Origin of the sequence: Nocardia iowensis (genome assembly GCF_019222765.1) — a bacterium.
GTDB lineage: Bacteria > Actinomycetota > Actinomycetes > Mycobacteriales > Mycobacteriaceae > Nocardia > Nocardia iowensis.
Map to the genome: position 1 here is coordinate 3,488,899 of NZ_CP078145.1, position 25,970 is coordinate 3,514,868.

The 25,970-nt window shown below is 65.8% G+C and carries 25 protein-coding genes and 4 pseudogenes; 15 read left to right on the forward strand and 14 right to left on the reverse strand.

The genetic code is table 11. From position 1 onward, the window contains the following. Positions 1 to 11: 11 nt before the first annotated feature. A complete protein-coding gene (locus KV110_RS16125; RefSeq protein ID WP_218476990.1) occupies positions 12 to 1,127 on the reverse strand; it encodes an FAD-dependent monooxygenase in 1,116 nt (371 codons plus the stop codon). A 142-nt stretch (positions 1,128 to 1,269) separates the two neighbouring features. On the opposite strand from KV110_RS16125, the gene KV110_RS16130 reads away from it, so the two are divergent. Further along, entirely contained in the window at positions 1,270 to 1,890 is a 621-nt protein-coding gene (locus tag KV110_RS16130; protein WP_246634575.1) for a TetR/AcrR family transcriptional regulator, read from the forward strand. Between the two features lie 206 nt (positions 1,891 to 2,096). Here the strand turns inward: KV110_RS16130 and KV110_RS16135 are convergent, their stop codons facing one another. Further along, positions 2,097 to 3,887, reverse strand: a complete 1,791-nt coding sequence (locus KV110_RS16135) for a right-handed parallel beta-helix repeat-containing protein (RefSeq protein WP_218476992.1) — start codon at positions 3,885 to 3,887, stop codon at positions 2,097 to 2,099. A gap of 89 nt (positions 3,888 to 3,976) precedes the next feature. Between KV110_RS16135 and KV110_RS16140 the strand changes: the two genes are divergently transcribed. Beyond that, a complete protein-coding gene (locus tag KV110_RS16140) occupies positions 3,977 to 4,846 on the forward strand; it encodes a TetR/AcrR family transcriptional regulator (RefSeq protein WP_218476993.1) in 870 nt (289 codons plus the stop codon). A gap of 192 nt (positions 4,847 to 5,038) precedes the next feature. Here the strand turns inward: KV110_RS16140 and KV110_RS16145 are convergent, their stop codons facing one another. Beyond that, complete coding sequence (locus KV110_RS16145; RefSeq protein WP_218476994.1) at positions 5,039 to 5,176, reverse strand: hypothetical protein; 138 nt, start codon at positions 5,174 to 5,176, stop codon at positions 5,039 to 5,041. Positions 5,177 to 5,744: 568 nt separating this feature from the next. Between KV110_RS16145 and KV110_RS16150 the strand changes: the two genes are divergently transcribed. Further along, entirely contained in the window at positions 5,745 to 6,791 is a 1,047-nt protein-coding gene (locus KV110_RS16150) for a hypothetical protein (protein WP_246634576.1), read from the forward strand. Positions 6,792 to 6,907: 116 nt separating this feature from the next. Here the strand turns inward: KV110_RS16150 and KV110_RS16155 are convergent, their stop codons facing one another. Together KV110_RS16155 and KV110_RS41790 are read right to left on the reverse strand one after the other, a co-directional pair. After that, positions 6,908 to 7,462, reverse strand: a complete 555-nt coding sequence (locus tag KV110_RS16155) for a cysteine hydrolase family protein (protein WP_218476996.1) — start codon at positions 7,460 to 7,462, stop codon at positions 6,908 to 6,910. Continuing rightward, positions 7,459 to 7,581, reverse strand: coding sequence for a hypothetical protein (locus KV110_RS41790; protein ID WP_281427767.1), 123 nt, complete (start codon positions 7,579 to 7,581; stop codon positions 7,459 to 7,461). Before KV110_RS41790 ends, KV110_RS16155 begins: the two co-directional genes overlap by 4 nt. 25 nt (positions 7,582 to 7,606) lie before the next feature. On the opposite strand from KV110_RS41790, the gene KV110_RS16160 reads away from it, so the two are divergent. Beyond that, complete coding sequence (locus KV110_RS16160; protein ID WP_218476997.1) at positions 7,607 to 7,816, forward strand: hypothetical protein; 210 nt, start codon at positions 7,607 to 7,609, stop codon at positions 7,814 to 7,816. Between the two features lie 8 nt (positions 7,817 to 7,824). On the opposite strand, the gene KV110_RS16165 is transcribed toward KV110_RS16160, so the two are convergent. Beyond that, entirely contained in the window at positions 7,825 to 9,075 is a 1,251-nt protein-coding gene (locus tag KV110_RS16165) for a hypothetical protein (protein WP_218476998.1), read from the reverse strand. A 701-nt stretch (positions 9,076 to 9,776) separates the two neighbouring features. Here KV110_RS16165 and KV110_RS16170 point away from each other — a divergent pair. From KV110_RS16170 to KV110_RS16185, 4 genes and pseudogenes are all read left to right on the forward strand, one after another. Further along, positions 9,777 to 10,343, forward strand: coding sequence for a DUF7691 family protein (locus KV110_RS16170; RefSeq protein ID WP_218476999.1), 567 nt, complete (start codon positions 9,777 to 9,779; stop codon positions 10,341 to 10,343). 92 nt (positions 10,344 to 10,435) lie between these two features. Further along, a pseudogene (locus tag KV110_RS16175) lies at positions 10,436 to 10,588 on the forward strand (meromycolate extension acyl carrier protein AcpM); the annotation flags it as partial. A 555-nt stretch (positions 10,589 to 11,143) separates the two neighbouring features. Continuing rightward, positions 11,144 to 11,917 (forward strand): alpha/beta fold hydrolase, encoded by a 774-nt coding sequence (locus tag KV110_RS16180; protein ID WP_218477000.1) that lies wholly within the window; start codon positions 11,144 to 11,146, stop codon positions 11,915 to 11,917. A gap of 79 nt (positions 11,918 to 11,996) precedes the next feature. After that, positions 11,997 to 12,833, forward strand: a complete 837-nt coding sequence (locus tag KV110_RS16185; protein ID WP_218477001.1) for an NAD(P)H-binding protein — start codon at positions 11,997 to 11,999, stop codon at positions 12,831 to 12,833. Between the two features lie 199 nt (positions 12,834 to 13,032). Here KV110_RS16185 and KV110_RS16190 read toward each other — a convergent pair whose 3' ends face one another. Beyond that, positions 13,033 to 14,307, reverse strand: coding sequence for an alpha/beta hydrolase (locus KV110_RS16190; RefSeq protein ID WP_218477002.1), 1,275 nt, complete (start codon positions 14,305 to 14,307; stop codon positions 13,033 to 13,035). Positions 14,308 to 14,395: 88 nt separating this feature from the next. On the opposite strand from KV110_RS16190, the gene KV110_RS16195 reads away from it, so the two are divergent. Then, positions 14,396 to 14,851, forward strand: a complete 456-nt coding sequence (locus tag KV110_RS16195) for a MarR family winged helix-turn-helix transcriptional regulator (protein WP_218477003.1) — start codon at positions 14,396 to 14,398, stop codon at positions 14,849 to 14,851. A gap of 102 nt (positions 14,852 to 14,953) precedes the next feature. On the opposite strand, the gene KV110_RS16200 is transcribed toward KV110_RS16195, so the two are convergent. From KV110_RS16200 to KV110_RS41455, 3 genes and pseudogenes are all read right to left on the reverse strand, one after another. After that, positions 14,954 to 16,525, reverse strand: coding sequence for a dolichyl-phosphate-mannose--protein mannosyltransferase (locus tag KV110_RS16200; protein WP_218477005.1), 1,572 nt, complete (start codon positions 16,523 to 16,525; stop codon positions 14,954 to 14,956). Between the two features lie 55 nt (positions 16,526 to 16,580). Further along, a complete protein-coding gene (locus KV110_RS16205; RefSeq protein WP_246634738.1) occupies positions 16,581 to 17,279 on the reverse strand; it encodes a GNAT family N-acetyltransferase in 699 nt (232 codons plus the stop codon). Continuing rightward, positions 17,256 to 17,555 (reverse strand): annotated as a pseudogene (locus KV110_RS41455) (helix-turn-helix domain-containing protein); the annotation flags it as partial. The gene KV110_RS16205 and the pseudogene KV110_RS41455, both read right to left, overlap by 24 nt. 419 nt (positions 17,556 to 17,974) lie before the next feature. Between KV110_RS41455 and KV110_RS16210 the strand changes: the two are divergent. Next, entirely contained in the window at positions 17,975 to 19,204 is a 1,230-nt protein-coding gene (locus KV110_RS16210) for an NAD(P)/FAD-dependent oxidoreductase (protein ID WP_218477014.1), read from the forward strand. A gap of 12 nt (positions 19,205 to 19,216) precedes the next feature. Beyond that, on the forward strand, positions 19,217 to 20,131 hold the full coding sequence (locus tag KV110_RS16215; RefSeq protein ID WP_218477016.1) for a TIGR03564 family F420-dependent LLM class oxidoreductase: 915 nt from the start codon (positions 19,217 to 19,219) through the stop codon (positions 20,129 to 20,131). Between the two features lie 156 nt (positions 20,132 to 20,287). On the opposite strand, the pseudogene KV110_RS41460 reads toward KV110_RS16215, so the two are convergent. Together KV110_RS41460 and KV110_RS41465 are read right to left on the reverse strand one after the other, a co-directional pair. Further along, a pseudogene (locus KV110_RS41460) lies at positions 20,288 to 20,371 on the reverse strand (aldehyde dehydrogenase family protein); the annotation flags it as partial. Positions 20,372 to 20,579: 208 nt separating this feature from the next. Next, positions 20,580 to 20,744 (reverse strand): annotated as a pseudogene (locus tag KV110_RS41465) (SDR family NAD(P)-dependent oxidoreductase); the annotation flags it as partial. On the opposite strand from KV110_RS41465, the gene KV110_RS41470 reads away from it, so the two are divergent. Further along, a complete protein-coding gene (locus tag KV110_RS41470) occupies positions 20,665 to 20,847 on the forward strand; it encodes a hypothetical protein (protein WP_246634871.1) in 183 nt (60 codons plus the stop codon). The pseudogene KV110_RS41465 and the gene KV110_RS41470 sit on opposite strands and share 80 nt — an antisense overlap. Positions 20,848 to 21,074: 227 nt before the next feature. On the opposite strand, the gene KV110_RS16230 is transcribed toward KV110_RS41470, so the two are convergent. Both KV110_RS16230 and KV110_RS16240 read right to left on the reverse strand, forming a co-directional pair. Further along, positions 21,075 to 21,299: a hypothetical protein gene (locus KV110_RS16230; RefSeq protein ID WP_218477020.1), complete on the reverse strand. Its 225-nt coding sequence runs from the start codon at positions 21,297 to 21,299 to the stop codon at positions 21,075 to 21,077. A 1,743-nt stretch (positions 21,300 to 23,042) separates the two neighbouring features. After that, complete coding sequence (locus KV110_RS16240) at positions 23,043 to 23,213, reverse strand: response regulator transcription factor (RefSeq protein WP_218478517.1); 171 nt, start codon at positions 23,211 to 23,213, stop codon at positions 23,043 to 23,045. Between the two features lie 771 nt (positions 23,214 to 23,984). Here KV110_RS16240 and KV110_RS16245 point away from each other — a divergent pair. The 3 genes from KV110_RS16245 (at position 23,985) to KV110_RS16255 (ending at position 25,949) form a co-directional block, all read left to right on the forward strand. Then, the gene (locus KV110_RS16245) at positions 23,985 to 24,845 is read left to right on the forward strand and encodes an SDR family NAD(P)-dependent oxidoreductase (protein ID WP_218477021.1); all 861 of its coding nucleotides are present in this window, start codon (positions 23,985 to 23,987) and stop codon (positions 24,843 to 24,845) included. Between the two features lie 215 nt (positions 24,846 to 25,060). Next, complete coding sequence (locus KV110_RS16250) at positions 25,061 to 25,249, forward strand: phosphatase PAP2 family protein (RefSeq protein WP_218477022.1); 189 nt, start codon at positions 25,061 to 25,063, stop codon at positions 25,247 to 25,249. A gap of 7 nt (positions 25,250 to 25,256) precedes the next feature. Beyond that, positions 25,257 to 25,949 (forward strand): winged helix-turn-helix domain-containing protein, encoded by a 693-nt coding sequence (locus KV110_RS16255; RefSeq protein ID WP_281427768.1) that lies wholly within the window; start codon positions 25,257 to 25,259, stop codon positions 25,947 to 25,949. Positions 25,950 to 25,970 lie beyond the last annotated feature (21 nt).

Sequence of the window (25,970 nt, forward strand, 5' to 3'; positions counted from 1 at the left end):
GCGTTGGGGTTTCAGCACACGCCGGGGCCGGGCGTCGGCAGCGACTCGTTGCGGGCGGCAATGGCAGCCCAGGTGGCCGGCACGACGCGGTCGCGACCGCCGTCGACACGGTTCTGGGCGAAGGTGACATAGGGGCGCTGCCGGGTCTCGTACCGCGCGAACGCGGCGGTGTGGTCATTGCCGCACCGTTCGAGCTCTTCGGCGAGAAAGCGCGCGCCGATGAGCGCGAGTGAGGTGCCCCGGCCGGACAGGTAGGCCGGGCAGTACCCGGCGTCCCCGACCAGGACGACGCGGCCCCGATGCCAGCGGGGCAAGTGGATCTGGCTCGCGGAGGTGAAGAAGAAACCGGGATCGGCGCGGGCCGCATCGAGCAGCTCCGGGATCCGCCACGACCGGTAGCCCGCGAAGGCGTCGATGAGGATCTGCTTCTGGGCGTCCAGGTCGTGGTGGTCGTAGTCGATCGGTTCCGAGCGGAATTGGAAATTGGCGACGGCCTTGCCGTTGTACCGGAAGATGCCCGCCATCCGGCCGGGGACGTTGTATATCGAGTTGGCGGCCGCGGAGTGCGCCTCGCCGGGGAGATCGGCGAGGGCGAAGTAGACGCCCAGGTGCTTGGTGTAGTCCTCTTCGGGCCCGAACACCAGTCCGCGTACCGCGGAATGCTGGCCGTCGGCACCGAGCACCAGGTCGTACCGTCCGGTGCGGTCCGAGGCGAAACGCACGTCGACGCCGTCGACACCGTCGGTCAGTGTCTCGATCGAGTCGCCGAAGCGGATCGCCGTTGGGTCCGGGAGCGCATCGGCGAGGATGCGTACGAGATCCTCACGGAGGAGCTCGATGTCGTCGTCGGAGTCGCTGATCTCCGCCATCGGGATCCGGCCCACCGGCTCGCCCGCGCTGTCGACGAACTGAGTGAACTCGGACATCCGGACCCGTTGCCGCTGGATCTTCGCGAGCAGTCCCATCCGGTCCAAGGCCTCGATCGCATCACCGCGGATGTCGATGGGTGTGCCGGTGAGCCGGAGCTGGCGGGCGGACTCGACAACGGTGACGTCGTGGCCGCGGGTGCCTAGCTCGAGCGCGCAGGCGAGCCCGGCGATACCGGCTCCGGAGACAAGGATGTTCACGTGTGCGCTCCCGTTTTCGCTGTGCGGCGGCAAGACGATGGCTAAAAACTACAATTTGTCGCTTTTAGCGAGCATACTTACCATCGCCTTGCCCCGCAACGCCGCACTTGGCGACAATCGGCACCCGAGCAGAGATCAGGAGATGAGCGCAAAGATGGCCGACGGGACCGCTGACCAGCCGCCCGCACGGCGCCCCGGTGGCCGAAACGCGCGGGTGCGAGCGCGGATCCTCGCCGCGACCGCCGAACTCGTGGCGCGCGACGGCATCGCGGGCTTCCGCTACGAGGAGGTCGCCGAGCTCGCCGGCGTGCACAAGACCAGCGTCTACCGCAACTGGCCCGACCGCGAGGAGTTGGTGGTCGAAGCCCTCTTGCGCTACGCCGAGGATCTCGCCTCGGTCGCCGACACCGGCGACCTCCACCGGGACCTGGTGGACTTCCTGCTTGCCCTCGCCGGTGGCCTGGAAACGCCATTCGGCCGGACGCTCGAACAGGCCATCCAGCCCGCCTACCAGAGTCCGACGATTCGGCAGGCGCTGACCCGGATCCTGGACCTACGCGTGGCCGCCCTGCAACGGCGAGTGGACACCGCGGTCGACCGAGGCGAACTCCCTCCGGTCGACAGCTCCTTCCTCGGCGAGATGATCTCCGGCCCGGTGCGCCTCATCGTCAACCGCGGCATGCGCCCATTCACCCGCGCGGACGCGGAACGCATCGTCGCCGTGGTGCTCGCCGGGATCCGGGCCACGGCGCCACCCGCCTGAGCAATTGTCCTAGCCGCACCGTTCTGGCCGAAGGCCGGCGCGCGCGTCATGCCACGCTGACCGCAGCAATTCCACGCGCCGAGTGCCGCGGCTGCCACCCGATGTGCGGCCGTTGCCGTCGGTGGCCATTGGGTCGGCATGGCGTGTCGGGGCTGATCCTGCCGGGCGTACGAGCTGTACGTCCGGCAGGAGTCCCGATCATCGTTTCAGACGCGCCGTCCCGCCCGCGCGAGGATGTCGGCCGCCGCCGGGTCGGCCTTGATCGCTTCGTCGAAGGTTTCCTTGGGTAGCACGGTGTTCCCGGCCACGGTCACCGTCTTGGGCGGGTCGTCGTAGCCGTCGGGCAGGACGTCCCAGAAGTTGCCGATGAAGGCGACATTCTCCAGCGGCGGGCCCACCTGCAGCACGATCGGCGTGTCGGCCCGGCACACGATGTTCCCGATGACGGTGATCCACGCGGCGCCGTAGTCGGCGTAGAGCCCGAAGTTGTACGACGTCAGGACATCGCGGATCACGTTGCCCCGGACCACCGTCCCGCCGGCGAACGACGAGCCCTGCGGTGCGGAGAGGTAGATCCCGCCGCCGTCCATCAACACGCTCATGCTCCGTTCGACGAGGTTCCCGATCACCTGGGTGCCCTTGGCCCGCTCGCCGCCGGTGATCACGATGCCGTTGTGCGGTACATCGTGGATCTCGTTGTGCGCCACGATGGTCTCTTCGGAGACGAAGACCAGGATGGCGGGCGAACCGCGGTACTCGGTGCCGATGTGGTGGACGAGGTTGTCCTCGATAGTGACGCGAGTGGAGCCCTGGACGGCGATCCCGCTGCCCGAGATCTCATCGAAAACGTTGCCCCGGACCTCGACGGCGGTACTGCCGTCGATCGCCAGCCCGCCGGCGCCGAGGCGAGTGAAGTGGTTGCCCTCCAGCACTATCCGGCTGACCGAGTCGAAGATGACGTTGGCCGGTAACTGGGTCGGTGTCGCCGGAACGTGGACATAGCCCACGTCGGCACCCATGTCGATCTTCTGGAATTCGCCATGCTCGTGGCGGCCGTTGCCGTGATAGTGCAAGTAACCGCCGGTGCGGTTGGGGCCCGACCAGTTCGTCTCGGCGAAGGTGAGACCGCGCAGCACGATGTCGTGCACGTTCTTCGCGCTGACGAGCGTCTCGAGAACGGGCACGATCACGGTGGTCTTGCCGATCTCCTCGCCGGGGCGCGGGCGGTAGTGCAGGACGTGTCCGCCCGGTTCGGAGCGGTCGACGGCGAAGGTGCCCGGCTCGCCGAGGAAGGCCACATTGTTCTCGAGCACAGACGGTGCGGCGAGGCCGTCCCAGGTCCCGTCGCCCTCTGCGCCGTACCACTTCGAGTCGTAGAGGGACTTAGCGTTGTCGAAGGCGGGTTGGGCCATGGTGATGGTGGTCGAGGAGCCGTCTCCGGAGATCGCGGCGACCGCCAGGCGAGCTTCGGACCACGGATAGACGCCTGGGTAGACGAACTCCAGTCCTGAGGGATTCGGCCACGACTGAGGCTCTACGCTGTCCGTGACGTAACCAGTAGCTGTTTTCGTCACGCACCCCGGAAGCCCGGTGGTGCGGGCCGCCCGGGCAGCGGGGTGGCCGTCGACGGAGAGCCGTCGTGGTTCCAGTTCGCCGATCGGGGCGGTCCATACGCCGTCGGCACCCTCAGACCAGCCGGTGACCTCGCGGCCGCCGCTGAGCACGACCTTCTCCTGGTCGGCCGTTCCGTAGCCGTGGGCCTGGTAGGCCACCCGGAAGCCGTTCGTTCCGGAGTCGGCCTGCGTGTCATCGAAAGTGAGCGGTTCTTCGAGGTGGTAGACACCAGCTCGGAAGGCGACGACGATGTCGCCGGTCATCTCGGCGGTGAGCGCGCGAACGGCTCTCTGGGCCGCGTGCGGGGTGGCGAACGGCCGGTCGAGGGTGCCTGGCCAGTCGTCCTGGCCGTCGGGGGACACGTACAACCTGTTTTCGGGCATGATGAGGCGCTCCTGCGAGATGGTTTATGGGATATACTGAGGTTTATCAGTTAAACACGGTCGAGTGACAAGCGTCAAGGGAGTAGCGGGTGACTGAAGACGACGCGCAGCCGGATCCGGAACGTGCGATCGAGCTGCTGTGGGGCGCGCGCGAACCGGACCGGCCAGGGTTGAGCCTCGGCCGGATCGTCGCGGCGGCGATCGAGGTCGCGGACGCCGAGGGGCTCGGCGCGCTGTCCATGCGCAAAGTCGCGGAACGGTTTGGCACCACGACGATGTCGCTCTACCGCTACGTTCCCGGCAAGGCGGAACTGGTGGAACTCATGCGGGACGCCGTCTACGGGGAGGCGCCGCTGGAGCCTGCGGACGGGCTGGACTGGCGCGCCGGCCTCGAACGCTGGGCACGACGGGCGTGGGGGATCCACCAACGGCATACTTGGCTGGTCTACAGCGCGGGAAGCCGCCGCCTGCCGGGCCCGAACATCATGGCCGGGTACGACCACGCGCTCGATATCGCTTCACGCGGCGGTCTGGCGCCGGCTCAGGTGATCGCGGTCGTGAACCTCGTGGGTGGGTTCGTCGAGTCGGTCGCGCGTCAGGCGGGGGAGACCGCAGAACTTCAGCGGCGCACCGGGATCTCCCATGAGCGCTGGTGGAGTGAACGCGAGTCCCTGTTCGAGCGATTGGACGCCTATCCGGCCTTGGGAAGGCTGTGGGAGAGCGGCGGGATGGACGAGCCACTCGACCCGTTCGAGTTCGGGCTGCAGCGCACGCTCGATGGTGTCCAGGTGCTCGTCGAAAGTCAGGGGTGTGAGGTAATTCGTGACGAAAACGGGGGAGCGAAGTGCGTGATGTGCGGGAAGCCGTTGGACGGGGGAGGCCGGGGGCGGCCACGGGACTACTGCTCGAGGGCCTGTCAGCAACGTGCCTACCGCCAGCGTCGGTCGGCTCCGTCTTGATTCTTCAAATGAGCTGGTTGCGAGTGACCGCGTCGCAGCCGACGGCTACACCAGGTGTCCCGTGCCAGCGAAGGTTGTCTTTGGTCGTGTCTTCCGCCGTCCCAGACTGCGTGGACGAAGCCGACGAGCCGGTCATGATGAATGCCCCGCTCCAGGATCTGCTGTGTCGTTCGAGGCGCTCCCGCCAGGCGGTCAGGGTGTAGTCACCGCCGAAGGCGTCCGCGTGAATTCCACCTGCCTGCGCCCCTGATGGCCGCTGAGCCACGTGAAGAAGACACCGGTCACCGCTGCCACACCGGTCGCCGTCGGACCCACCCGTTCCCATGCCATCGTATGATTGTGCCCGCGGCAACGGCCAAGCGCGAGAACGGTTTCGAGCGCCAGTTCGTGGCTGGCGCCCGCATGAGACGCGAGGATCCGAATGCGCTCTCATGCCGCCGAGCGGGTTAGGTCGGTCGGCAGCGATCCTGCCAGCAAACGCGCGGTGACAGATGGTGCGAGGTGTGCGTGATGGTTGGACGGATGCTGACTGTCGCTGCCTCAGAGGTACAGGAGATACTGAACTACTTTGGCAAATGCCCGTTCTGCGGGTGCCCGTCCCGGATCCGGCCGAGTGTGCAGCATGTCGGTACCGGCGGACACAATGCAGAACATGGAAAACGGTGATGACAAGGACGCGCCCCAGCCCTCCCCGGCTGTGAACAGATGGAAGGTGGGTCTGACTTGCGCCGCGATTGTCGCAACCGGGTACCTGATCGCCTGGCTGGTGCACGAGCCGGAGCCCTCGGAGCCCACAGGTCGGGCCAAAAACTCCTATGTCACTCCGCCAGTCGCGTTTCCGGTGCAGATCCCGGGTTGTGATGTCGTAGAACCTCCGCGGGGAGGGCAAACGTTCGGGATGGTTCACTCCGTCACATACGAATACGACAATCCGTCCTATCCGTGGTTCTCCGGCCCCAAGGCGGGCGCGATGACGCAGGCGCTGCAGGATGGGCTGCCCGGTGATGTGCAGATCGCCTTCGCCCCGGTAACGCGCTCGCTGGTGTTCCAGCCGATCCTCGGCGATCCCGTGCAGAACAAGGGATTCGGCGGTTGGACCAGGGCGAACGCCACGCTGCTTCGCGGTGACCGAGAGGGCGCGCTGGCGGTGACCGTGCGCCAAGCCACCAAGCCGACTCCACCGTGCGTCGCCGGCGAACTCGACGAACGGCGCCACCTTCCCGATGGCACGATCGTCGATACCGATGACACCTGGTATGAGATCGAGGGGGTTCGCACCCTTACGCGCGACGCCACCGCTTATCTGCCCGACGGATCCGTCACCCACGCGAACGCCACCGATCAAGCCGCTGACGGCAGCGGCCGTCCCCGAGCCGTCCCCTTGGCCATCGATGAACTCGTCGCGCTCGTGACCGATCCCGAACTACGCATCAGCGCGCCGGTTCCGCCCGGAACGTCGAGCCCGCCCGAGGTCTGCCTGCCCTTCTCGAAATCCGGCGCGGTGATCGATCAGGCCCAGGCTCGTCGATGGGATGCGGTGCTGGCGCAGATCCCGCTCGACGGTGTGACCCTGGACCGGCCATTGGGGACGCTGCTGCAAGGAGAAAGGGGCGGCGGCGTGTGCCAGGCGGTTCGAGTAACCACGCCCGGCCACCAATCGCGGTTGGCCATCGTGATCAGCACCGAGCAACCCCTGCCGCAGGAACCCGATACTTCCTCTTACGGCAGCGCGAGGCGGCGGCTGCCGGACGGGACTGTGGTCGAGACCCACGAAGAGCGAAGTGCGGCGCTGGCGTCCACGCCGCGAACTGACCGTACGGTCACCGTCACCCGCCCATCCGGGACACAGATCGAAATCTCCTTCGCCAACGCCCCCGCTGAGCTTCTGCCGTTAGCGCTGCTCGCGGAGATCGCCCTGAATCCGGGACTCGAGGTGTCGCGATAAGGACGATCCCCGGCCTTGCACAAGTCGAGGCTCGTGTTCGAGCAGCCAGTGCGTCGCTGGTTGCCAGCGTTACTTGGCCGGCACATGTCTTCTCGCTTGCCCTCGCGACCCTGGCTTCACACCGCCTTGAAACCCCAACTGGCGCAGGACATGACCTCGAACCCGCGGCTGGGAAAGACGGCATCCATGAAGAAGTCGTGCATTGCCGGGTCGGCGTCGGCACAGCCATCGCGCAGGACGGTCACCCGATAGTCACGGTCCGCCGCGTCGTAGCACGTAGCGGCGACCATCGCGCTTGTCGCGACTCCGGCGACCGCAAGCGTATCCACGCCGTGCGCACGCAGCACCAGCTCCAGGTCTGTGCCCGCGAACGCGCTGGCGCGGCGCTTCAGGACGACGACGTCGTGCTCGGCGACCGGCAAATCGATCTCGGCTCCGGCCGAGTTCTCGTGGAACGAGTCACCAGCTTCGTAGAACGATCTGAACAGCGCGTTGCCCGGCGGCAAGTCGGCCCCGTTGGGCCGGAAAGCGAAGTGCACGAACACCACCAGGGCACCAGCGGCGCGAGCACGCGGGAGCAGTTCGGTCAGCGGCGCAACGACTTCTCGGGTGAACGGATAGCCGCCGGTGATGCCCCGCTGGATATCTCCGATGATCAGCGCGGTGGTCACGGCAGACTCCCACTCAGCCGCTGCTGCGGGGACAGCTGGTCCAGATCCATCCATAGGTGACCATCTCTGAACGGAAGCCGGAACAGGAACAGCTGCACCGGCATTTCAATGACATCCACACACCCAGCGTAGGAGACCCCGCCCATGGGTTACCAATCGAATCCCACGCTGATCGACGCAGCGATGCCGGGTGACCGGCGGGCCAAAGCCGTTGCAGCTCAAAAACATCCGGTAGTGCCGATTTCCGTTTGCCGTGCTGAAGACCGGTGCGTGGCTGTCATCATCGGCACGGCCATCCGGAACTGTCCGGTGCCGGTGCACCGGCGGATCAGCAGCGCCAATACCGAACTGTGAATGCCCGCTCAGCAGGGCCAGGTGGGTGGTTTGCGGGATATGCGCGATTGCTGACGGTCATCTCCAGGCTTCGGTCGATGCAAGCGAACCTTATTCCTTCGGGCCTGAGATAGTCGCGAGGGTCTGTTGTCACCAGGTAGTCGACATCGGGCGAACCCAGCTCCGCGACGATCGGAAGATGCTTCTCGGCCAGCAGTTTCGCGTCGTTGAGATCCTGGGACTGGAGCTGCTCGGTAACTTGAGGTTGCCTTGGATACGCCGATGGGGGCGGCTCCTGAAGCCATCAACACGTTGTGGGGCAGGCTTTGGTCTTCGTTGAGTCGATGCCAGACGGAGAACTCGAGCTCAGTCGGGTACCGGTTGGCCGCGCTCAGTGACCCACTCTCAGGGGTTGCGGGTCCGATCTTCCATCGAGCCTCCGACAGGTCAGGGAACTCCCGCATCAGGCGTCGGTAAGTTTCGGTGACGGCGTTGAAGTCGTTCGCGTGCACCAGCTTCAATGAAATATCGCCGACTCCGACGTCCATCCTTTTGAATTGATCGGTCGACCCGTAGTCGTAGTAGGCCCACGTGTGGAAGGTCCATTTCACCTCGTCCTCGGGAAAGGCATCAGTCAGTGCAAACCACAGACCGGCACGGTCCGGTGCCTCGACGAACCCGGCTTTCCCTGCTCTGAAGGTGCTTGTCGACTCTGCACGGTGAACTTCGATCTCTGTCTCCCACTGATCGAAGTCCGGTGCGGCTTTTATCCGGTCGCGGAAAGCCACGATCACTGCTTTGGTCTGCGCCGCCGACGCTTCCTCGGACAGCACGACTACCGCCGAGAACATACCGCCGATCTCGGTGGAGATCTCGTGGACTCCTGGCATCCGGGCGAGCGCGGCCTCGATGTCCCTCGCCTCCCGGGTGAGAGCCGGTCGGCCGTCCCAGGGATTGACAGTCAGGAGTGCCCCGCCGCTACAAGAGGAAACGAAGACACCGACCAGCGCGATCACTGCCCACTCGAACCCAGGCCGCCCCCGACGTCCCTCGCGGTGGAGCATCACCGCGGCCACGACCAGCGTGATACCGACGCCAACGACGATCACCCCCAGCGAGAAGGATTGGGGCACCACCGTTTCCCTGCACTCGAGGTAGTAGCAAGCGTCCGCGAACATCACCGACAACGGCGCGAGCAAACCGGCAACGGCCGCAACGGCATAGACGATCCAGGCCGCGCGGAACCCACCGTCACGCTGCCAGGACTTCAGGTTGGACACCAAGCCACGGTAGCGGGCGGCGGGGTTGCGCCTGTGGAGATTTCGTGCGGAACGTATAGAGAAGGGCAAGCACGCGCATTCCGTCAGACCACGAAAATGGCTCCCCTTCTTATCTTGTTCGGTCCGTCTCGGTGACTCCTATGGCTTCCCGCGGACCGCAGAGTCCTCGCTAGAGGCGGCGGGCGCTGTGGACGGACGCGAGCCCGGCGGCCGGGTTCGGTTGGCACGGTGTGTCTTCCGGATCCGGCCGCCACCAAGGATGTGCTCGTGGTTCGAGCCCGCCCGCACGACCCGACGCCTTTGTCACTGGTGAGCCGATAGTCACGTCACTGCACTGCTGTCCCGGAACCCCGCAGAACAGGTGGCGATCAAATGCTCTAGCCGAGGTGCTGGAAGGCCTTCTGGCGGACGGAGCAGAGGAACAAGTCGCTGTGCTGTTGTCCCGCGACCCCGCAGAACACGTGCTCCTCGATGATTTCGAGGCGGTGGCTCGGCTGCTAAACGCCCTGCGGAAGGCGGGAGCGTACCGCCAAATCGCGATGCTCATCGAATGTTTACCTGCCGCAGGCATTTTAGGAAGACAGCTTGTTGACTATCCGGTGGCGGCAGACAATCCTTAGTACTGATTCGGCGCGAAGATCAACTTCGCATCTCGGGGAGGCGTCAGCCAGGTTCGCGCCCTACGTGGGGGAAGGGTACCGATGGGTTACGGGATCGTGCCGTACGCGGTGGATACGAAGGTACTTCGGCAGCCGCACGCTTTCACTGTTGATCCGACTGGCTTCTTCGAGTGGATGAGTGAAGTGCATCTCCAGGACGGGGGTTCGGAGGTGGACGCCCAACGTGATGCGCTGCGCGAGCTGTTCTTCTGCCAATCACACACCGGCCACGGTTCGGGGTATGGGTATGCCCTCGAGATCCTGTGTCAGCGGTTCGGCGGGCGTTTGAACAACGAGTTCTGGTACCCGTTCGGCGATTCCTGGCTTGAGACTGTCGGCGCTGGGCTCCGCAGCCTGGGTGCGTTATTCGATCCGAACGTTCTCCTCGATACAGGCGCGCCGGTGGCGCTGCCACGCATCGATGACTTCCCGGTGATCGGTCACGTGCTGCGGCCAGCTCTCATTCGACTCACGAATGAGCTAGCGGGCGTTAATCTTTCGGCTGTCGATAAAGGCGTGGCGGGCGCTATCCGTAACTTGGGGGAGTGGGCACGGTTCTGTGCTGCAGCGGACGAGGAGGATTTTGACCTCGTCTGCTTCTACTACTGACCCCTGCGCGACGTTGCTGATCAGCCTTCACAACCCCGTGTCTCTGGTTATTGAGGAAGCGCATCCACCTGTGCGGGCATCGTCGAGGGTCAATCGACTATGGCCGCAACTCAGAAAAAAACCGTTGCGGTGTCGCCGAGATCATCGAGGAGGTCACTGGCATCGAGGCCGCCGAGGTGACGATCGAGAAGGCCTTCGTCGACGACCTGGACATCGCCTCGCGGTCGCTGGTCGAGATCGCGGTGTAGCTCGAGGACAAGTAACTGCTCGAGCGAGGTGAGTTCGGCGAGGCTCGACATTTGGCGGCGCTCGTCCGCATCCGGCAGCGCGCGAAGTATGCGGAAACCGCTTTCGAGCACCTCTCGCCCACGCCCGTCGTCAACTGTCACCATCGCTCCATTCCCGCTCGGCCTGCAGGCCGCTACCATTCCCGCCTGCGACTGCGCGACATGCCACAGCCCACGACTCTCGGTGAACCGCACCGGCACCTGCCAGCAGACACCTTGCCGCGACGGCACACTCAACTCTCGTGTTGGCGCGAGCGGGCTCAGCTGCTCGAGTCGTGCATCCGACCAGTATTCGATCAGCCGAGTCGCTCGGCGTTACTTTGCGTTCGCTGCTGCGGCCTGGCCGCTCTACCTTCGGTCGTCAGGTGGGGCGGTACATTCCCGCGATATCGACCGTGCTGTCCGGGTGCTCGGCGCATCGACAGCGGAATGGTCCATATCTTGACCACGCCGTGGCGGCATGGTGTGCCCTCCTACAAATGACTCGAACGATCTTCTTGGTGAGGAGTTGGCGTGACGGCGGTCTTTCTGCATGGTGTCCCGGAGACAAGCGTGATCTGGAATGGTGTGCGCGAGCAGCTCACCGACGACGGGGTGGCGACGGTAGCACTGGACCTGCCGGGCTTCGGGACGGTACGGCCCTCGGGTTTCGCTGCGACGAAGGACGAATACGCGGCGTGGCTGGCCGAGACGCTGCGCGGTATCGAGGGCCCGGTCGATGTGGTCGGGCACGACTGGGGTGCCGGGATTGTCGTGCGGACGGTCACGGCGTTCGATGTGCCGGTGCGCAGCTGGGCGGTGGACTGCGGCTCCGTACTCCACCCCGACTATGTGTGGCACGAGATGGCGCAGGCGTGGCGCACGCCCGACCGCGGCGAGGAGTGGATGGCGGCCTTCGTGGCCAGTGACCCTGCTGAGGCCGCTGCGCCCGGTGAACCTGGCTGGTTGAAGAGTGTCCTGGTGGCGGCGTGCCCGAGCCGGGCTGACGCAGCGGAGCTGGAGGCGAGCATGGACGACGTGATGAGTGGTTGCGTCCTGGATCTCTACCGCTCGGCAACGCCCAACATCCATGCCGACTGGGCTGTGGAGCTGTCCCGGCCCGCACCCGTGCCCGGCCTCGTGTTGCGGGCAACCGCCGACAACTCCGACGACCCCGTCGCCTCCGCGCAGGTCGCCGCCCGGCTCGGGGCTCGCACCGCCGAGCTGGAGGGCCTGGGCCACTGGTGGATGATGCAGGACCCGGCGGTGGTTACGACGGCATTGCGCTCCTTCTGGACGTCGCTCTGATCTCCCCGACCACCGAATCCGAGCTCGACGCCGTCTGCGCACTCCTGCTCGACGGTCTACCTCTGAAGGAGAATCTCCCGTGACCACCCTTGTGACCGGCGCCAGCGGCTTCGTCGGCAGCGGTGTCCTGCAGCAGCTGATCAAGGCGGGCGAACCCGTCCGCGCCTCCAGCCGCGAACCCAAACCCGGCCAGTTCCCCGACGGCGTCGAGGTCGTACGCGCCGACCTCACCGACCCCTCGACCCTGCCCGCCGCACTCTCCGGCGTGCAGAAGATATTCCTCTACGCCCACCCCGAAACCGTCACGCAGCTCACCGCCGCGGCGGTCGATGCGGGCGTCGAGCACGTGACGCTACTGTCGTCGAGCACAGTGCTGGCGCCGAACGCGGAGCAGAACCCAATCGCGGTCCGCCACATGACCGTCGAAAAGGCCCTGGTGGACTCCGGGCTGCCACATACGTTCGTGCGTCCGGGCTACTTCGCTACCAACTCGCTGCGGTGGACCTCGATTCGCACCGACCGGGCATTCCGCACCTCATTCCCGGACGCGACGACCTCCCCTGTGCACGAGCGCGACATCGCGGACGTGGCCGCCCACTCCCTGCTCCGCGAGGCAGGCACCTCGGCATCCCACGCCGTCCTCGGCCCCGGCCCCCTCACTCTGCGCGACCAGGTTGCCGCCATCTCCGACGCACTGGGCGAACCCGTGCGCCTCGAGGAGGTCGAGGTCGACACCTACCGCACCGAACTGCTCACCCAGCTCCCCGCGTTCCTGGTCGACATGTTCATCCAGTTCGAGGGCAACGTCCCCAACCCACCCACCGACATAGCCACCGACTCGGTCCCGACCCTGCTGGGCCGCCCCGCTCTGTCATTCGCCGAATGGGCCCGCGACCACACCGCCGACTACCGCTGAACAGACACACGACAGTCGCCGCTATTGACGTGGCACAACAACGATTGCGGTGTGACCGACATAGAAATCTGACTGACGATATCGAAAAACAGGGACGCGGGGCGGCGGAACCGTTGTCCCGTAGGATCGACCGGACCAGTGCGTGGTCGGCGGTTGCCCGGGGCAGCGGGGACTTCGCCGGTTTGCCCTGGGCGCGCAGCTATTCGGACGTGCCGGTCAGCGCGGCGCGCAGTCGCTCGAGCGCGAACGGGACTGCGCCGGACCACCATTCCGGATCGGCGGTGCCGTCGGTGGTCCGGCCGTCGCGATGCACGTAGTGCCGAACATCGCGTCCTGGCTCCGCGAATTCGCCCGCCAGGGCCCGCTCCAGCCATTCCGCACCGAAGCGGAACACCTCGGCCGCGACCCCGCCGAGTGGATGGAACTCACCCTCGTAGACACGAATCTCCTTGGGCGCGTTGACCAACTCGTAGTTGGCGAGGGCCTGTTCGAGCGGCGTCAGTTCGTCGAATTCGCCGATACCGTACAGCACCGGGCAGGTGATGTCACCGACCAGATCGCCCAGCGGCATGCGGGCGGTCAGCTCCCGATCGAAGGCGGCCTCGTCGTCGTAGCCGGCCATATACATGTAATTGTGTTTGAAGGTCGGCTGGGCACGCTCGAACAGGGTGTGGAAGTCGCCGGTGGGTGCCTCGAAGGTGGCCAGCGCCGCCAGCCGCGTATCCGTGGCGGCCGCGCGCGAACCCCAGTAGCCGCTCATGCTGATTCCGAACATGCCGATCCGCTGCGGATCCACGCCGGGTAGTTCGGTCAGGTAATCGAGGTAGCGGCCCACGGCGCGTTCGTAGTTCGTGAGATCCACGGTCACGCCGCCCGCGCGGCTCTCGCCCTGGCCGGGACCTTCGATCGAAAGTGCGATCATGCCGCGCGAGGTGTAGTACCGCTCGGCGGCATAGAGGTAATCCTCCTTGATCATGTCCATGCCGGGCCCGAGGATCACCGCGGGCGCCTGGCGCACCGGGCCTGCCGGGAGGTGCAGCAGCGCGAAGATCTGCCCGCCCTCGAAATCGAGCGCCACCCGGCGGACCGCTCCGCCACGCAACTCACCCAACCGCTCGACGCAGTGGTTTGTGCGCGCCCGGAAGGCGAGCTTGCGCGGATCGGTGGCATCGAATATCGAATACTGCGCCCGCCCCCACATCACCGCCGCGCGGAGGTAGAGGTCCGCGGCGGTGCGTGCGAAGCCGTTGCGCCTGTGATGTCCGGCGCGCTCCTCGGCCTGGGCCGCAACGGTGGCCCAGGCCTTCGGCAGCATCGCGCCGCTGTGCACGAGGTCGAAGACCTTGTCGAAATCGGTGGGGTCGTGGCCGAGCTGTTCCAGGGTGCCCTTGGCCTGCGGGTGCAGCGCGTCGAATCCGCCCTGGGCGAGGGCGATGTCCAGGATCCAGCTCTGGGCTGTCGAGCGTGTGGTCATGTCGAGGTCCTCCCATTTGCTAAGTACTTATATATTAAGTACTTAGGCTAAGCTCGATGTCAACCACCTCGGCGATAGGAGATAATCAGTGCCCGAATCGTCCGATCCGGCCCGCGCGGCCGCCTTGGACCAACTCGCTCGCACCGCCTACCGGCTCAGTGCGGCGGACTCCCGCCTGCGCGGGCGGGCGACCCGGTCGCCGGAGGCGTTGTCACTCACGCACGCTCGCGCGCTGCGGGTACTCGCCGAGCAGGGTCCGCTCACCATCGGTCAGCTGGCCGCCGGTACCGAAACCACCGGCGCCGCAACGACTCAACTGATCAACGGCCTGGTCGCCGCGGGTTACGTCACGCGCGAACGCGTTCCGGGTGACAAGCGTTCGGTGCTGGTCTCGCTCACCGATGCCGGACGCATCCGCGGCCGCGAACGCGCGGCGGCGATGTCCGCGGCCCTGCGCGAGGAGCTCGCCGATCAGGATATCGCCGAATTACGCTCCGCCGCAGCGGTTCTCACCCGGCTGATCGCGATCTACGACCGGCTGTGATGGCTCACCACAATCCCATCGCCCCACCCGGAGTGCGGACGGTCGGCTCCAGCCCTGCCGGGCTGCGGCCGAGTAATCCGATGGGGCCGATCGTCTACCGGATCAGCGCCAGCTGGGCAGCAGCAGGTGGTTGTGCCAGGTGCCGACCGTGATCGGTGCTCCGGTGAGGATCGGCCACAGCCAAATGAAATTGGCTGTCACCAAGCCGAGGTACAGGCATACCAGGAGCAGGTTCAGGCTGCGCCGTTCGCTGGACACCCAGGACCGGCCGCCACTGGTCGGGCGGGCGCACGGGGACGGGCCGAGGATGTCGCCCAGCATCAGTGCGATGCCCATGACCAGGAAAGGAGCCACCGGGACCGCGTAGAAGTAGTACATCTGCCGGTCCAGTTGCAGGAACCAGGGCAGGAAACCGGCGCAATAGCCGACAAGCACTGCGGCACAGCGCCAGTCGCGGCGGGTCGCGCTGCGCCACAGTGCCCAGGCCAGCATCGGCAGCGCCACCCACCACAGGGCCGGGGTGCCAATCAGCATCACCGCCTTCACGCACACCGATTGGTCGCAGGTGATCCCGGTGTCGGAATAGTGGTACAGCATCGGCCGCAGGCCCATCGGCCACGACCACGGCTTGGATTCCCAGGCGTGATGGTAGCCCGCCGAATTCGTCAGGCCCGTATGGAAACTCCATGATTCGCCCTGGTAGTGCCACAGCGAACGCAGCGCGTCGGGCATCCAGGACCAGAAGCCGCCGGTTCCGATCGAGTCCTTACCGGCACTGGGGTTGCCCACCGCATAGCGGTCGTAACCGTCCTCACTGGCGAACCAGGCGCCAAAACTGGCCAGGTAGACCAGTAGAGGGACGAGAACGAGGGCGTAAAGGGCGGGGCCGATGTCACGGATGGCGGTGCCTGCCCATGGGCGCGGCACTCCGTAGGCACGGCGGGCGGCGTGATCGAAACAGACCGACAGCAGACCGAATGCGGCGACGAAGTAGAGCCCGGACCATTTGGTGCCACAGGCCAATCCGAGGAGCAGCCCGGCGCCGAACCGCCACCAGCGCACACCCAGCCGAGGACCGTACCAGCTGAGCGCGATGCGGCCCTTGGCATCGGCGCGGGCCATCGTCGCGCGGACCTGATCACGATCGACGATCAGGCAGCCGAACGCCGCGGTGACGAACAGCGCCTGGAAGATATCGAGCATCCCGATCCGCGACGAGACGAAAGTGGTGCCGTCGCAGATCAGCAGCAGGCCCGCGATCGCGCCGATCATCGTGGAGCGGGCCAACCGGCGGACGATGCGAATCACCAACAGCACCAACACGGTTCCGAAAACCGCCGCGGCGAACCGCCAGCCCCACGGGGTGTAGCCGAAGATCGCCTCGCCCAGCGCGATCATCTGCTTGCCGACCGGGGGATGCACGATGAGCCCGTAGGCCGGATTGTCCTCGACACCGCCGCCGGTGAGCATCTGCCACGCCTGCCCCGCATAGTACTTCTCGTCGAACATGGGCATGCCGACCTCGGTGGGCTCATTCAGATTCAGGAATCGGGTGAGCGCGGCGATCGCGGTCAGGACCAGGGTGACCAACCAGCCGCGCATCCGATCCGTGGGCCCGAAATCGGGAGAGGGGCGCAGTGGCGCCGGACTGGACAGGGCCAGGTCAGCGCCCATCGGCGATCGTGTATCGGTCAGCTGATACACCGCCACGGCGCCCTGTCCCTCGAACTCACCGGCCACTTCGCCGGAATGGAGTTCGACCCCGCTCTCCTGTACGCCAACGAGCTGAACAGCTTTGTGCCGAGTTCGTGGAGCAGCCAGCTCGTGAAGCGGGCAGCGCCCGGCGGGCAGGTATGGATTCCATCGCTGCTGCCCCATACGCCGCCGACGTCGAACATGATGGCCTGCCCGTCGGATCGGGTCGGAATTGGGGCTGTTCGGCGGGACTACCGTGTCCGGTGAGGTTCCCACCGAGTCGGATCCGGGCATCGACGATGTCATCGACGCCCTTGTCGACGAGGCCACCCGTCCGTAACTCGAAGAAAATCCAGTAGTCGTGGAGCCGCTGTGGTATTTCCGTCTGCGGGTAGGGCGATCGTTCGGCGAATCCGCGTGAGCGATACAACCGTTGGGCATCGACCATGAACCGGGCGGTATCGAGCCGCACGGTGGACATTCCTCGCTGCGCGGCCTGCCCGAGCAAGCAGTCGAGCAGACGCGAACCGACGTGCAGGCCACGGAAGTCGGGAGCGACGTGCATCCGCTTCACCTCGCCGACGCCGGGGACGCGTGGTCCACGGGCCTGCTCACAGTGCGGGTGGATGCGGCCCCGAGCACCGCGACCCCGAGGCGTGAGGTTGGCCGGAAAGCCTGCCCCGTCGACCGGTGTGGCTTGGCTCGAGGTCAGTTCGGTGCGAATCCGTTGCAGTCGTTCGACGGTCGCGGCGAGCTCGGCATCCAAGGTGCGCAGCGCTTGTTCGGGATGGTCGGTCATATCGCCCATCTCCGCGATCCGGGCCAGCGAGAAACCCAGATCGACAAGGCGTTTGATCCGCAGCAGGCGCACCAGGTGCGGCACACCGTAGAGCTTGTAGCCATTGGAGCGCCGCTCGGGCTCGGCCAGCAAGCCGATCTCGTGATAAGGCCGCACCGCCCGCACACTGGTGCCGGCGAGATCGGCGATCTCACGCGTACTCCAAGCCATAACAGTCCCTCTTTCGGAACCGGATCCGCCCGCTGCGAACACACCGCACCAGCAGACACTTTGTCGCCACGGCACAGTCAAGTCAGACGGAAATGCCGCAGGGGCTTCACCGCTACTGGCTCGGTGAATCCGATCACCGAGGTCGTGTGGTCCCGCGCCGCTGCCCACCCGGGATCGGCGGTCACGCCGGGCCTTTCACTAGGACCGATATGTGGCGCGTGCGCGTCGTGCTTCCCGTTGGAGGTGAAATCGACTAAACCCGAGCCGTTTCGGGGCCAAGCGTCTATTCGTGCAGTGGCAACCGCATCGACGCCGGGGAACCCATCGAATTGATGTGATCCGGTGCGCGTCTTGACCGTGCCCCCACGGCATGCCCGACAGTCTCGTCCGGGGGCAGGACATACAGGAGTCGAATTTTCATGTACGACGTCATCGTGGTCGGCGCGCGCTGTGCCGGTTCACCATTGGCCATGCTGCTCGCTCGCCGCGGGCACCGGGTGCTGGTGGTCGACCGGAATGCCTTTCCCAGCGACACCCTCTCCACGCACTACATCCATCAGCCGGGCATAGCCCGGCTGCGAGACTGGGGTCTGCTGGATAAACTAATTGCCAGCGGCGTACCGCCCGTGCGCCGAATGAATGCTTCGCCGACACTGCGCGGACTCGCCGAGATCGAAGGCGTCACCGAGACCTACGCGCCACGCCGCACCGTTCTAGACGCGCTGCTGGTCGATGCCGCGCGTGCCGCCGGCGCCGAGGTGATCGAGAGGTTCACCGTCACCGATCTGATCTGGGATGACGGGCGGGTCGTCGGTGTCCGAGGCTCTTCTGCGGACACCGGCGAACAGGAATTTCGTGCGTCCTTCGTCGTCGGCGCGGACGGCCGCAATTCCACCGTCTCCAAACTGGTGGACGCCGAATACAACCGGGTGATCCCGGCCCTCAGCTTCGCGTCCTATACGTATTACGACGGACTGGACTGGGAGCCGCAACTCAGGTTCGGATCCGATCCGCAGGTGTTCGGCAGTTGGCCCACCAACGACGGCCGGGTCCTGGTCGCTGTCATGCGCCTGCTCGACCGGTACTCGGAATTTCGCGCGGATGTGGCAGGCAACTTCCAGCAGGTGGTCGATCAGGTCCTGCCGGAGTACGGTGCTCAGCTGCGCGACGCCGAGCGTGCGGAACCGTTCCGCACGCTTCGCTATCCGGACAACTACTACCGTCGCTCCGCGGGCCCTGGCTGGGCACTGGTCGGCGACGCCGGCTACCACAAGGATCCAGTGACGGGGTGGGGCATCTCCGACGCGCTGGTCTACGGTGAGCTGCTCGCGGACAAGCTGCATGCGGGCCTGTCCGGCGCGCAGCCCATCGACAAGGCGGTGCGTGAGTACGAGCGACTACGCGACGAACGCACCACCGACACCTTCGATTTCACCTGCACGCGCGCCGAGATGAAGCCGCCCTCCCCCCTGGAGCAGGCCGTGGTCGAGGCCGCCGGCGGCAGCGAGTTGGGGCGGAACCGATACTTCACCATGGTCGGCGGCGGCATGAAAAGCTCCGAATTCTTCGCCAGGGACAACCTGCAAGCCCTGTACGAGGCGGCAGGCACGCCCGCCGCCGATCGCCTGTTTCCCACCGAATCCTGCTAGGAGGAATCCGCCGTGCGCATCGGCATCATGTTCGACTACCAACAGGCCGGGCCGGACGCAATCTCCCGGCTCGTCGATGATCTGCGACAAGCCGTGGAGGAGGGTTTCGAATCCGCTTGGCTGCCACAGATGTTCGGGATGGACGCGCTGACCGCACTCGCGGTGGCCGGCAATCGGGTTCCGGGAATCCAGTTGGGCGTTGGGGTCGTGCCCACCTATCCGCGCCATCCCGGCGTACTCGCGCAGCAGGCCCGCACCACCGCACTCGCGGTCGGGCCGGGGCGATTAAGCCTGGGTATCGGCGTGTCGGGCAAATTCGTCATCGAGCAGATGTACGGCTACGACTACGCCAGACCCGTCGGGTACCTGAGGGAGTACCTGTCGGTACTGTCGCCGCTGTTGGACGGACAGTCGGTGTCCTACGCCGGGGAAACGATCCGTGCCAACCTTGCGCTGGATGCGATGGGGGAGGACCGGATACCGGTGCTGGTGGGTGCGCTGGGTTCACAGATGCTGCGGCTGGCCGGTGGCCACACCGACGGCGCAATGCTCTGGCTGACCGGACCGGCGACCATCCGTTCGCATGTCGTGCCGCCCCTGTCCGCCGCGGCCACTGCAGCCGGGCGGCTCGCGCCACGCGTGGTGTGCTTGTTACCGGTGTGCGTCACCGACCGTGCCGACGAGGTACGTGCGGTGGCCGCCGAGACGTTCGAGATGTACGGCACCTTGCCGAACTACCGCGCCGTGTTGGACCGCGAGGGAGCGGAGGGGCCCGCCGATGTAGCCGTCATCGGCACCGAGGAGCAAGTGGCGGCTCGGATCCGCGAGATATTCGCCGCGGGCGCAACGGAATTCGTCGGCACCTTGTTCACCGGAGGCGAGTCCGCCGCACGCACACGCGCCTTGCTCGCGGAACTGGCCGCCTGAATTGGTCGAAGCTGTGGTGGCGGGGCGTCGTTCGGCATCGGGGCACGGGAACCGGCAGTGGAACTCGACCGGCGGTGGGGCGCGTCCCGGTGGGGCCGCGAACTCGGCCCCGAAGGCCTGATCGGATACCTGCAGATCCAAAGCGTCTACCGTGGCCTTGACCCCGCCGAACGGGTCGGCGATGTAGCGATTGACGCCGATCATGCCGGTGCGCACGCGCCGCGCTACGGCCGCGCCTCGTGGCGCCCGGTGCGCCGGTCGCGGCCGGTAAGCAGGTCCGCCGGATCGGCTCAGATGGTCTTCAACGTCCCGCCGTCGATGATGTAGTCCGCGCCGATGATGTTGGTGGCCTTGGCGGAGACCAGGAAGGTGACAAGGGCGGCCACCTCCTCGGACCCGGGGAGACGGTGTCGACGCGCACGCCACGCCGCCCGAACTCCTCGCTGAGCCGCTTGCCGAATGCGGTCAGTGCCGCCTTCGCCTCGCTGTAGCCGACCGGCCCGCTCGACGGCCAGCGGGCGTTGATCGAGGAGATGGTGACGATCGCGCCGCGTCGCTCCAGCAGGCTCGGCAGTGCGGCCCGGCTGGCCCAGATCGCGCTGATTCGGCCCAGACCGCTCCCGGCGCGACCCGCGAAGCTGACGAGCGGAGGGATGAAGAACACGATCGGCACCATCGCCGAGGACGGAACGCCACGAGTTCCCGGTCTGCGGTGAGCATTACATCTCCAGAAGGTGGGGCGGCCATGCGCTCGGTGTGGTGCCAGGCAGGAATCGGTCCGCCGACCTCGGGGCCAGGTTCGAGGGATTGGTGCCTGGCGAGCGATACCCGAAATCGGCGGACCCGTGCGGTGGTCGGCCGTGCCGCCCGACAGCGACAACGGAGGGCAGTCCGTGCGGCTGATCACCGGCCTCTAACATTAAGCGGCGGTGCGTAATTGTGCCTATCCTCCGACAAGCTGATCTTTCCGGCCGATCGGCGGGTTGCGCGGGCTCATGACAGGTCCCCTGACAGAATGCCTGGCACGCTCCGCGACGAGGGCGGCCTGCACGCGGGTGCTGGTGTTCAAATTGCTGATAATGCTGCCCACGTGGATTCCGTCGCTGTCGGGCTTGCCGTCTCGGACTGGTTGGTAGTCGCTGCCGAGCACGCTGTCCGCGTCGAGCACGGTCGCTTGTTTCGAAAATTGCGCCGCGACCGTCCGGGCCGCATCGGCTGCCCGATCCGAGGTACTTGATATGGACGCCTCCGATGTCGTCTTCGGTGGACGTCGGAATCATCCACCGGACTCAGTAGGCATCCGCTTATGCCTGCGGGTTCCGCGCGTTCGCGCCGGTCGCCAACCAGCCGCTGGCTGTGCGCACATCTGCGTAACGGGTACAAGAAGCTCGAATCAACCACGACCCCCAGCGTTTGCGTGACAGTACTTTTTGACCCCACCGATCGGCTGGATCACCTCGGCCACATGGCTGGATGCTCGACATCTCCCTTGCTCCGGGACAAACAACGCGTCCTAATTTGGGACCGTGTACCGCGACATGAATCGGCCCCTTCGACGTTCGTCCTCGTTCCCGGAGCCTGGCAAGGGGCGTGGTCCTGGCAACCGGCAGCACGGCGGCTACGCGCTGCGGGACGCACGGTGCTCACCCTGACCACGGGAAAGCTGCTCGCCCAACAGATCATGACCGGGACGCAACCTCCGGAACTCGTCCCGTTCCACCCGCTGCGTTCGCCGTACGGCAACTGACGCGTGGATGACCCGTCACGCCGGATACCCTCCTTCCGTCGATGAGAGCCTGCCCGAGTGCCTATGGTCGGCTCGTTGCCAAGAAAGCAGAACTGTGATCGACAATCGCCCTTCGGACTCACCGAATGAGCAATCCTCCGGTGCCGCTCGGAGCCGCGTACAGACCACCATGCTCGGAATCGTCTTGACCGCAGCGATAAGCGGCCTGCACCTTCCCGGATCGCCCGCAAGGGCGTCGAATCCAGTGAACGTCTCGGCTGCCACCGGTGGGTGATCGAACGCACGATCTCGTGGCTGACCGGCTACCACCGGCTCAACATCTGATACGACCGCAAAGGAATCCACTTCTGCGCCTTATTAACTCTGGCCGCCGCGCTCACCTGCATCAAGAAACGGATGAAAGCGCAAACGGCGACGTGAGACACGGTCTCAGTTGTCTGCTGGATTCGTTCGTGGTGACCGGTCGGTGTAAGTGCTTGTGTCGAGGATGGTGAATCCTGCTGCGCGCCAGCTGGTTCGGAGGGAGCATGTTCGACAGGGCGTCGCGGGGTAGATCTATCTGGTACGGCGACTGCGCGGCCATGAGCGGTTCCTGATCAGTGGTGCGGATGGACAATGCGGCGGGGGTTGTCGACTCTGAGCGGTCGTCGGCTGAGTGATGCCTGGAGTTTCTCGACGCGGGACATCTCACGAAAGAATGGCGCGCCTGCTGGCCAGGTGGGTGGAGGCGTGCACCGCCGCCGATTCCGGCCGTGTCGGTCATACACGGCATCGCGGGAAACCTTTCGTACTCGGGCAGAAAACGGTCACGACATCTGCGCGCCGGACCCTCGACAGTCCAGTCCATGCCGCCACGGCACAGTCAAGTTGGAAGATGCGCCACAGGGTTGTCGGGCACGGATCAGGTCATCCGTCGGCTGGGCTTCTCCGATAATGCGTGACAGCCCGATACCGCAGGCTGTCCGTTCACGCCTTTCTTGTCAAGAGCTGAAGGTGAAGGGAATTCCCGCTCGATTCGGAGTTCAAGATGACGTGCTCGGGCTTTGTTTCGATCTCGATTCCAGGTCCGTCCTGTTCGTCGCCCATGTCACATAAGTGGCGTAAGGCGTTTTGTGCCATTCGCCCACGCACGACACTCCCTCGCACGGTCGGGCCCATCCGGAATCAGCCGGAGGGCTGGTCCATCAGCCCGGCCTGCCAGACACGGGCCGCGATCTGGACTCGATTGCGGGCCGAGACCCGGCGGGTGATGCTGGCCAGCTGTGTCTTCACGGTGCTCAGCGACAGATACAGCTGCGCCGCGATCTCCGTATCGGTCGCGCCCGCGGCGACCAGGCGCGCGACTTCGAGTCACGCGGACTCAGTGCCGCGACCGCGACCTCGGGGGGCACCTGCCGAGATCGCCCCGCCCGGCTGCGGCGCAACAGTCGTCGAGCTGTGGCACGGTTCCGAGGTTCGGATGGTCCCGCTGTCACACGGGCAGTGGCTGGCTGAGCGCCTTCCCGCCGTGATCGCGCATCTCGAAGCCGAACAATGGCCACCTCTCCATGGCGATCGGCAGCCTGGGGGACAAGCTCGACGCCTTGACGAAAGAAAGGTGACCGACGCATCCCGGGATGCAAGCACGGTAGTGCCGCGCGTATCGCGCGGCCTTGAACGATGAACATCGGCATGAGGCGCGGCGCCCGACGTTCACGAACCGGACAGGCCAGCTTGCCCGGCACCCGGCTCTCCAGCAACCATCGCGGCGGAAGTCGCGCTGGATGTCCGAACTCGTTGCGGCGCTCCGCGTTTCGCGTACATGTCGAGTCCTGCGCGAGGTGGTGCCGCTGATGACGCGGTGGACGGTGGCGACGATGCTGACCACGCTCACGGCCTCCTATCGAGACGCAGCTGTCTGATTGTGACTTGACCGTGCCCCGGCGGCACGGTCTGGACTGTCGAATATTCGGCGCGCGAGTGCGGTGACCGTTTACTGCCCATGTAAGGAGGCTGTGCGATGCAGCACGGGCCGATAGCCCTGGACCCGTTGGGGCCGATATCCACGGGGAATCCGCGCGGATCGAATTCATTCACCAGGTGCACTGGCACCGGAAAGCAGGGCAAGTGGATACCTTCATAGGCCGGACCGCCTTCATTACCGGTGGGGCGCGGGGCATCGGCCTCGGGATCGCGCGGGCCTGCGCCCGGGCCGGTACGACCCTGGCGCTCGTCGACATCGACGAGGATGCGCTCGCTCAGGCGAAGACCGAGCTGTCGGAGCTGACCAGGACAGAGACCTACGTTCTCGATGTCCGAGACCGCGAGGCGTACGCACGCGTCGCCGATCAGGTCGAATCCGACCTCGGCGTCGTGTCGCTGCTGTTCAACAATGCCGGCGTGACCGATATCATCTCGCCCGCGCAAATGGACTACGCCGTGTGGGACTGGGTGATGGGCGTCAACATCGGCGGTATCTACAACGGCATGCAGACATTCGTTCCCCGCATGATCAGCCGGGGCGGTGATTCCTACATCGTCAATTCCGCGTCGGCGGCGGGATTGGTGTTTGCCAATACCGGGTTTCCGTATCAAGCGTCGAAGTTCGCTGTTGTCGGCCTGACCGAGACGTTGCATGCGGAACTGGCCGGTTACGGTATCGGTATCAGCCTCCTGCTTCCCGGCCCGGTCGCCACCGATATCGTCCGCAACGCCCAGCGATTGCGACCGGAGCACGCTCCGGCACAGTCGCAGAAGGTCGCCGACAAGCTCGAGAATGCCCACGGGATCCTGAACCACATCGGTGTGTCCATCGACGAGGTCGGGCAGCTGACTCTCGACGCGATCCGCGAGGAGCGCTTCTACATCCCCACCGACGATTCCGTCGCGACAGCTCTCACGGCGCGGACCGAGGCACTGCTCGCCGCGATGTCGTCGGCTCGGCACGTGCCCGAGTTCGCAGGCTGGGCGCAGTCACCGCATCGGTAGCACCGAGGCGTCCAGTCTCGAATCGGCTGAGCGGCATAGCTTCCCGGCACCTGCCATGCCGTTCCGCCGGGAATCACACTGCCGCGGTGAAGGAGTCGTAGGGCGTCGATGGCTGTGTCCGGGATCGAGCGCGGGATCTGGGTGCGGGTATCAACTCGTTTTCGTCCAACACGATCGCGGTATTCGTTGCGGTAGAGTGGGCGATCGTTGTGGCGGTGCCGACTGCGGTGCGCTGGTGGGCTCGGGTCGTGGCGGCGATCGTCACCGGTGGTCTCGGCGTCGTGGTGATCGCGCTCCAATGGCATCGGCCGACGGATGTTGTCGCCGCATTGGTGCTTGCGGGCGCGATATCGATGATCAGTTCGGCGCTCCTGCTCGGCGACGGGGGAGTGCGTAGGAGATGACGTTGTCGTGAATCTGCTACTGGTGGAGGATGATCCGAGGATCGTCGAGGCGCTCGCCATGTCGCTCGCACGTCTGGGATACGACGTGGACCACCTCGCCGGGGCATCGGCGGATTTGCGTCGGCGGGTGGCGCGGGCCGACGCGGTCGTCCTCGATATCGGTCTTCCGGGGGAAGACGGGTTCGCCGTGTGCCGGGCCATACGCCGATGGAGCTCGATCCCGATTCTCATGCTCACCGCCCGTTCCGATGATATCGATACGGTCGCCGGACTCGAGGCCGGTGCGGACGATTATGTGGTCAAACCCGTGAGTCCGCGGGTTCTCGACGCCCGGATCAAGGCAGTCCTGCGCAGAAATGTGGCCGCCGCACCGGAATCCGAGCGTGCCGAACCCATCGTCGCAGCCACCGAACTGGGTCTTCGCATCGATCGCTTGGCCGCGGAAGTGACCCGCGACGGCGTTCCGCTGAATCTCAGCCCGACGGAGAAGCGGTTGCTGTTCGCGCTTGCCGATCACCCCGGTCAGGTACTGAGCCGCGAACAGTTGCTGGAATTGGCCTGGAATCAGGGCTTTCTCGGAGATTCCAGCCTCGTCGACAACGCCATCTACCGGCTCCGCGCGAAAATCGGTGGCGGACACGAGGCAAACCACATCGAGACGGTGCGAGGATTCGGGTATCGTTTTAGGGCCGCCCCGTGACCCGGTGGTCACCCGGAGTCG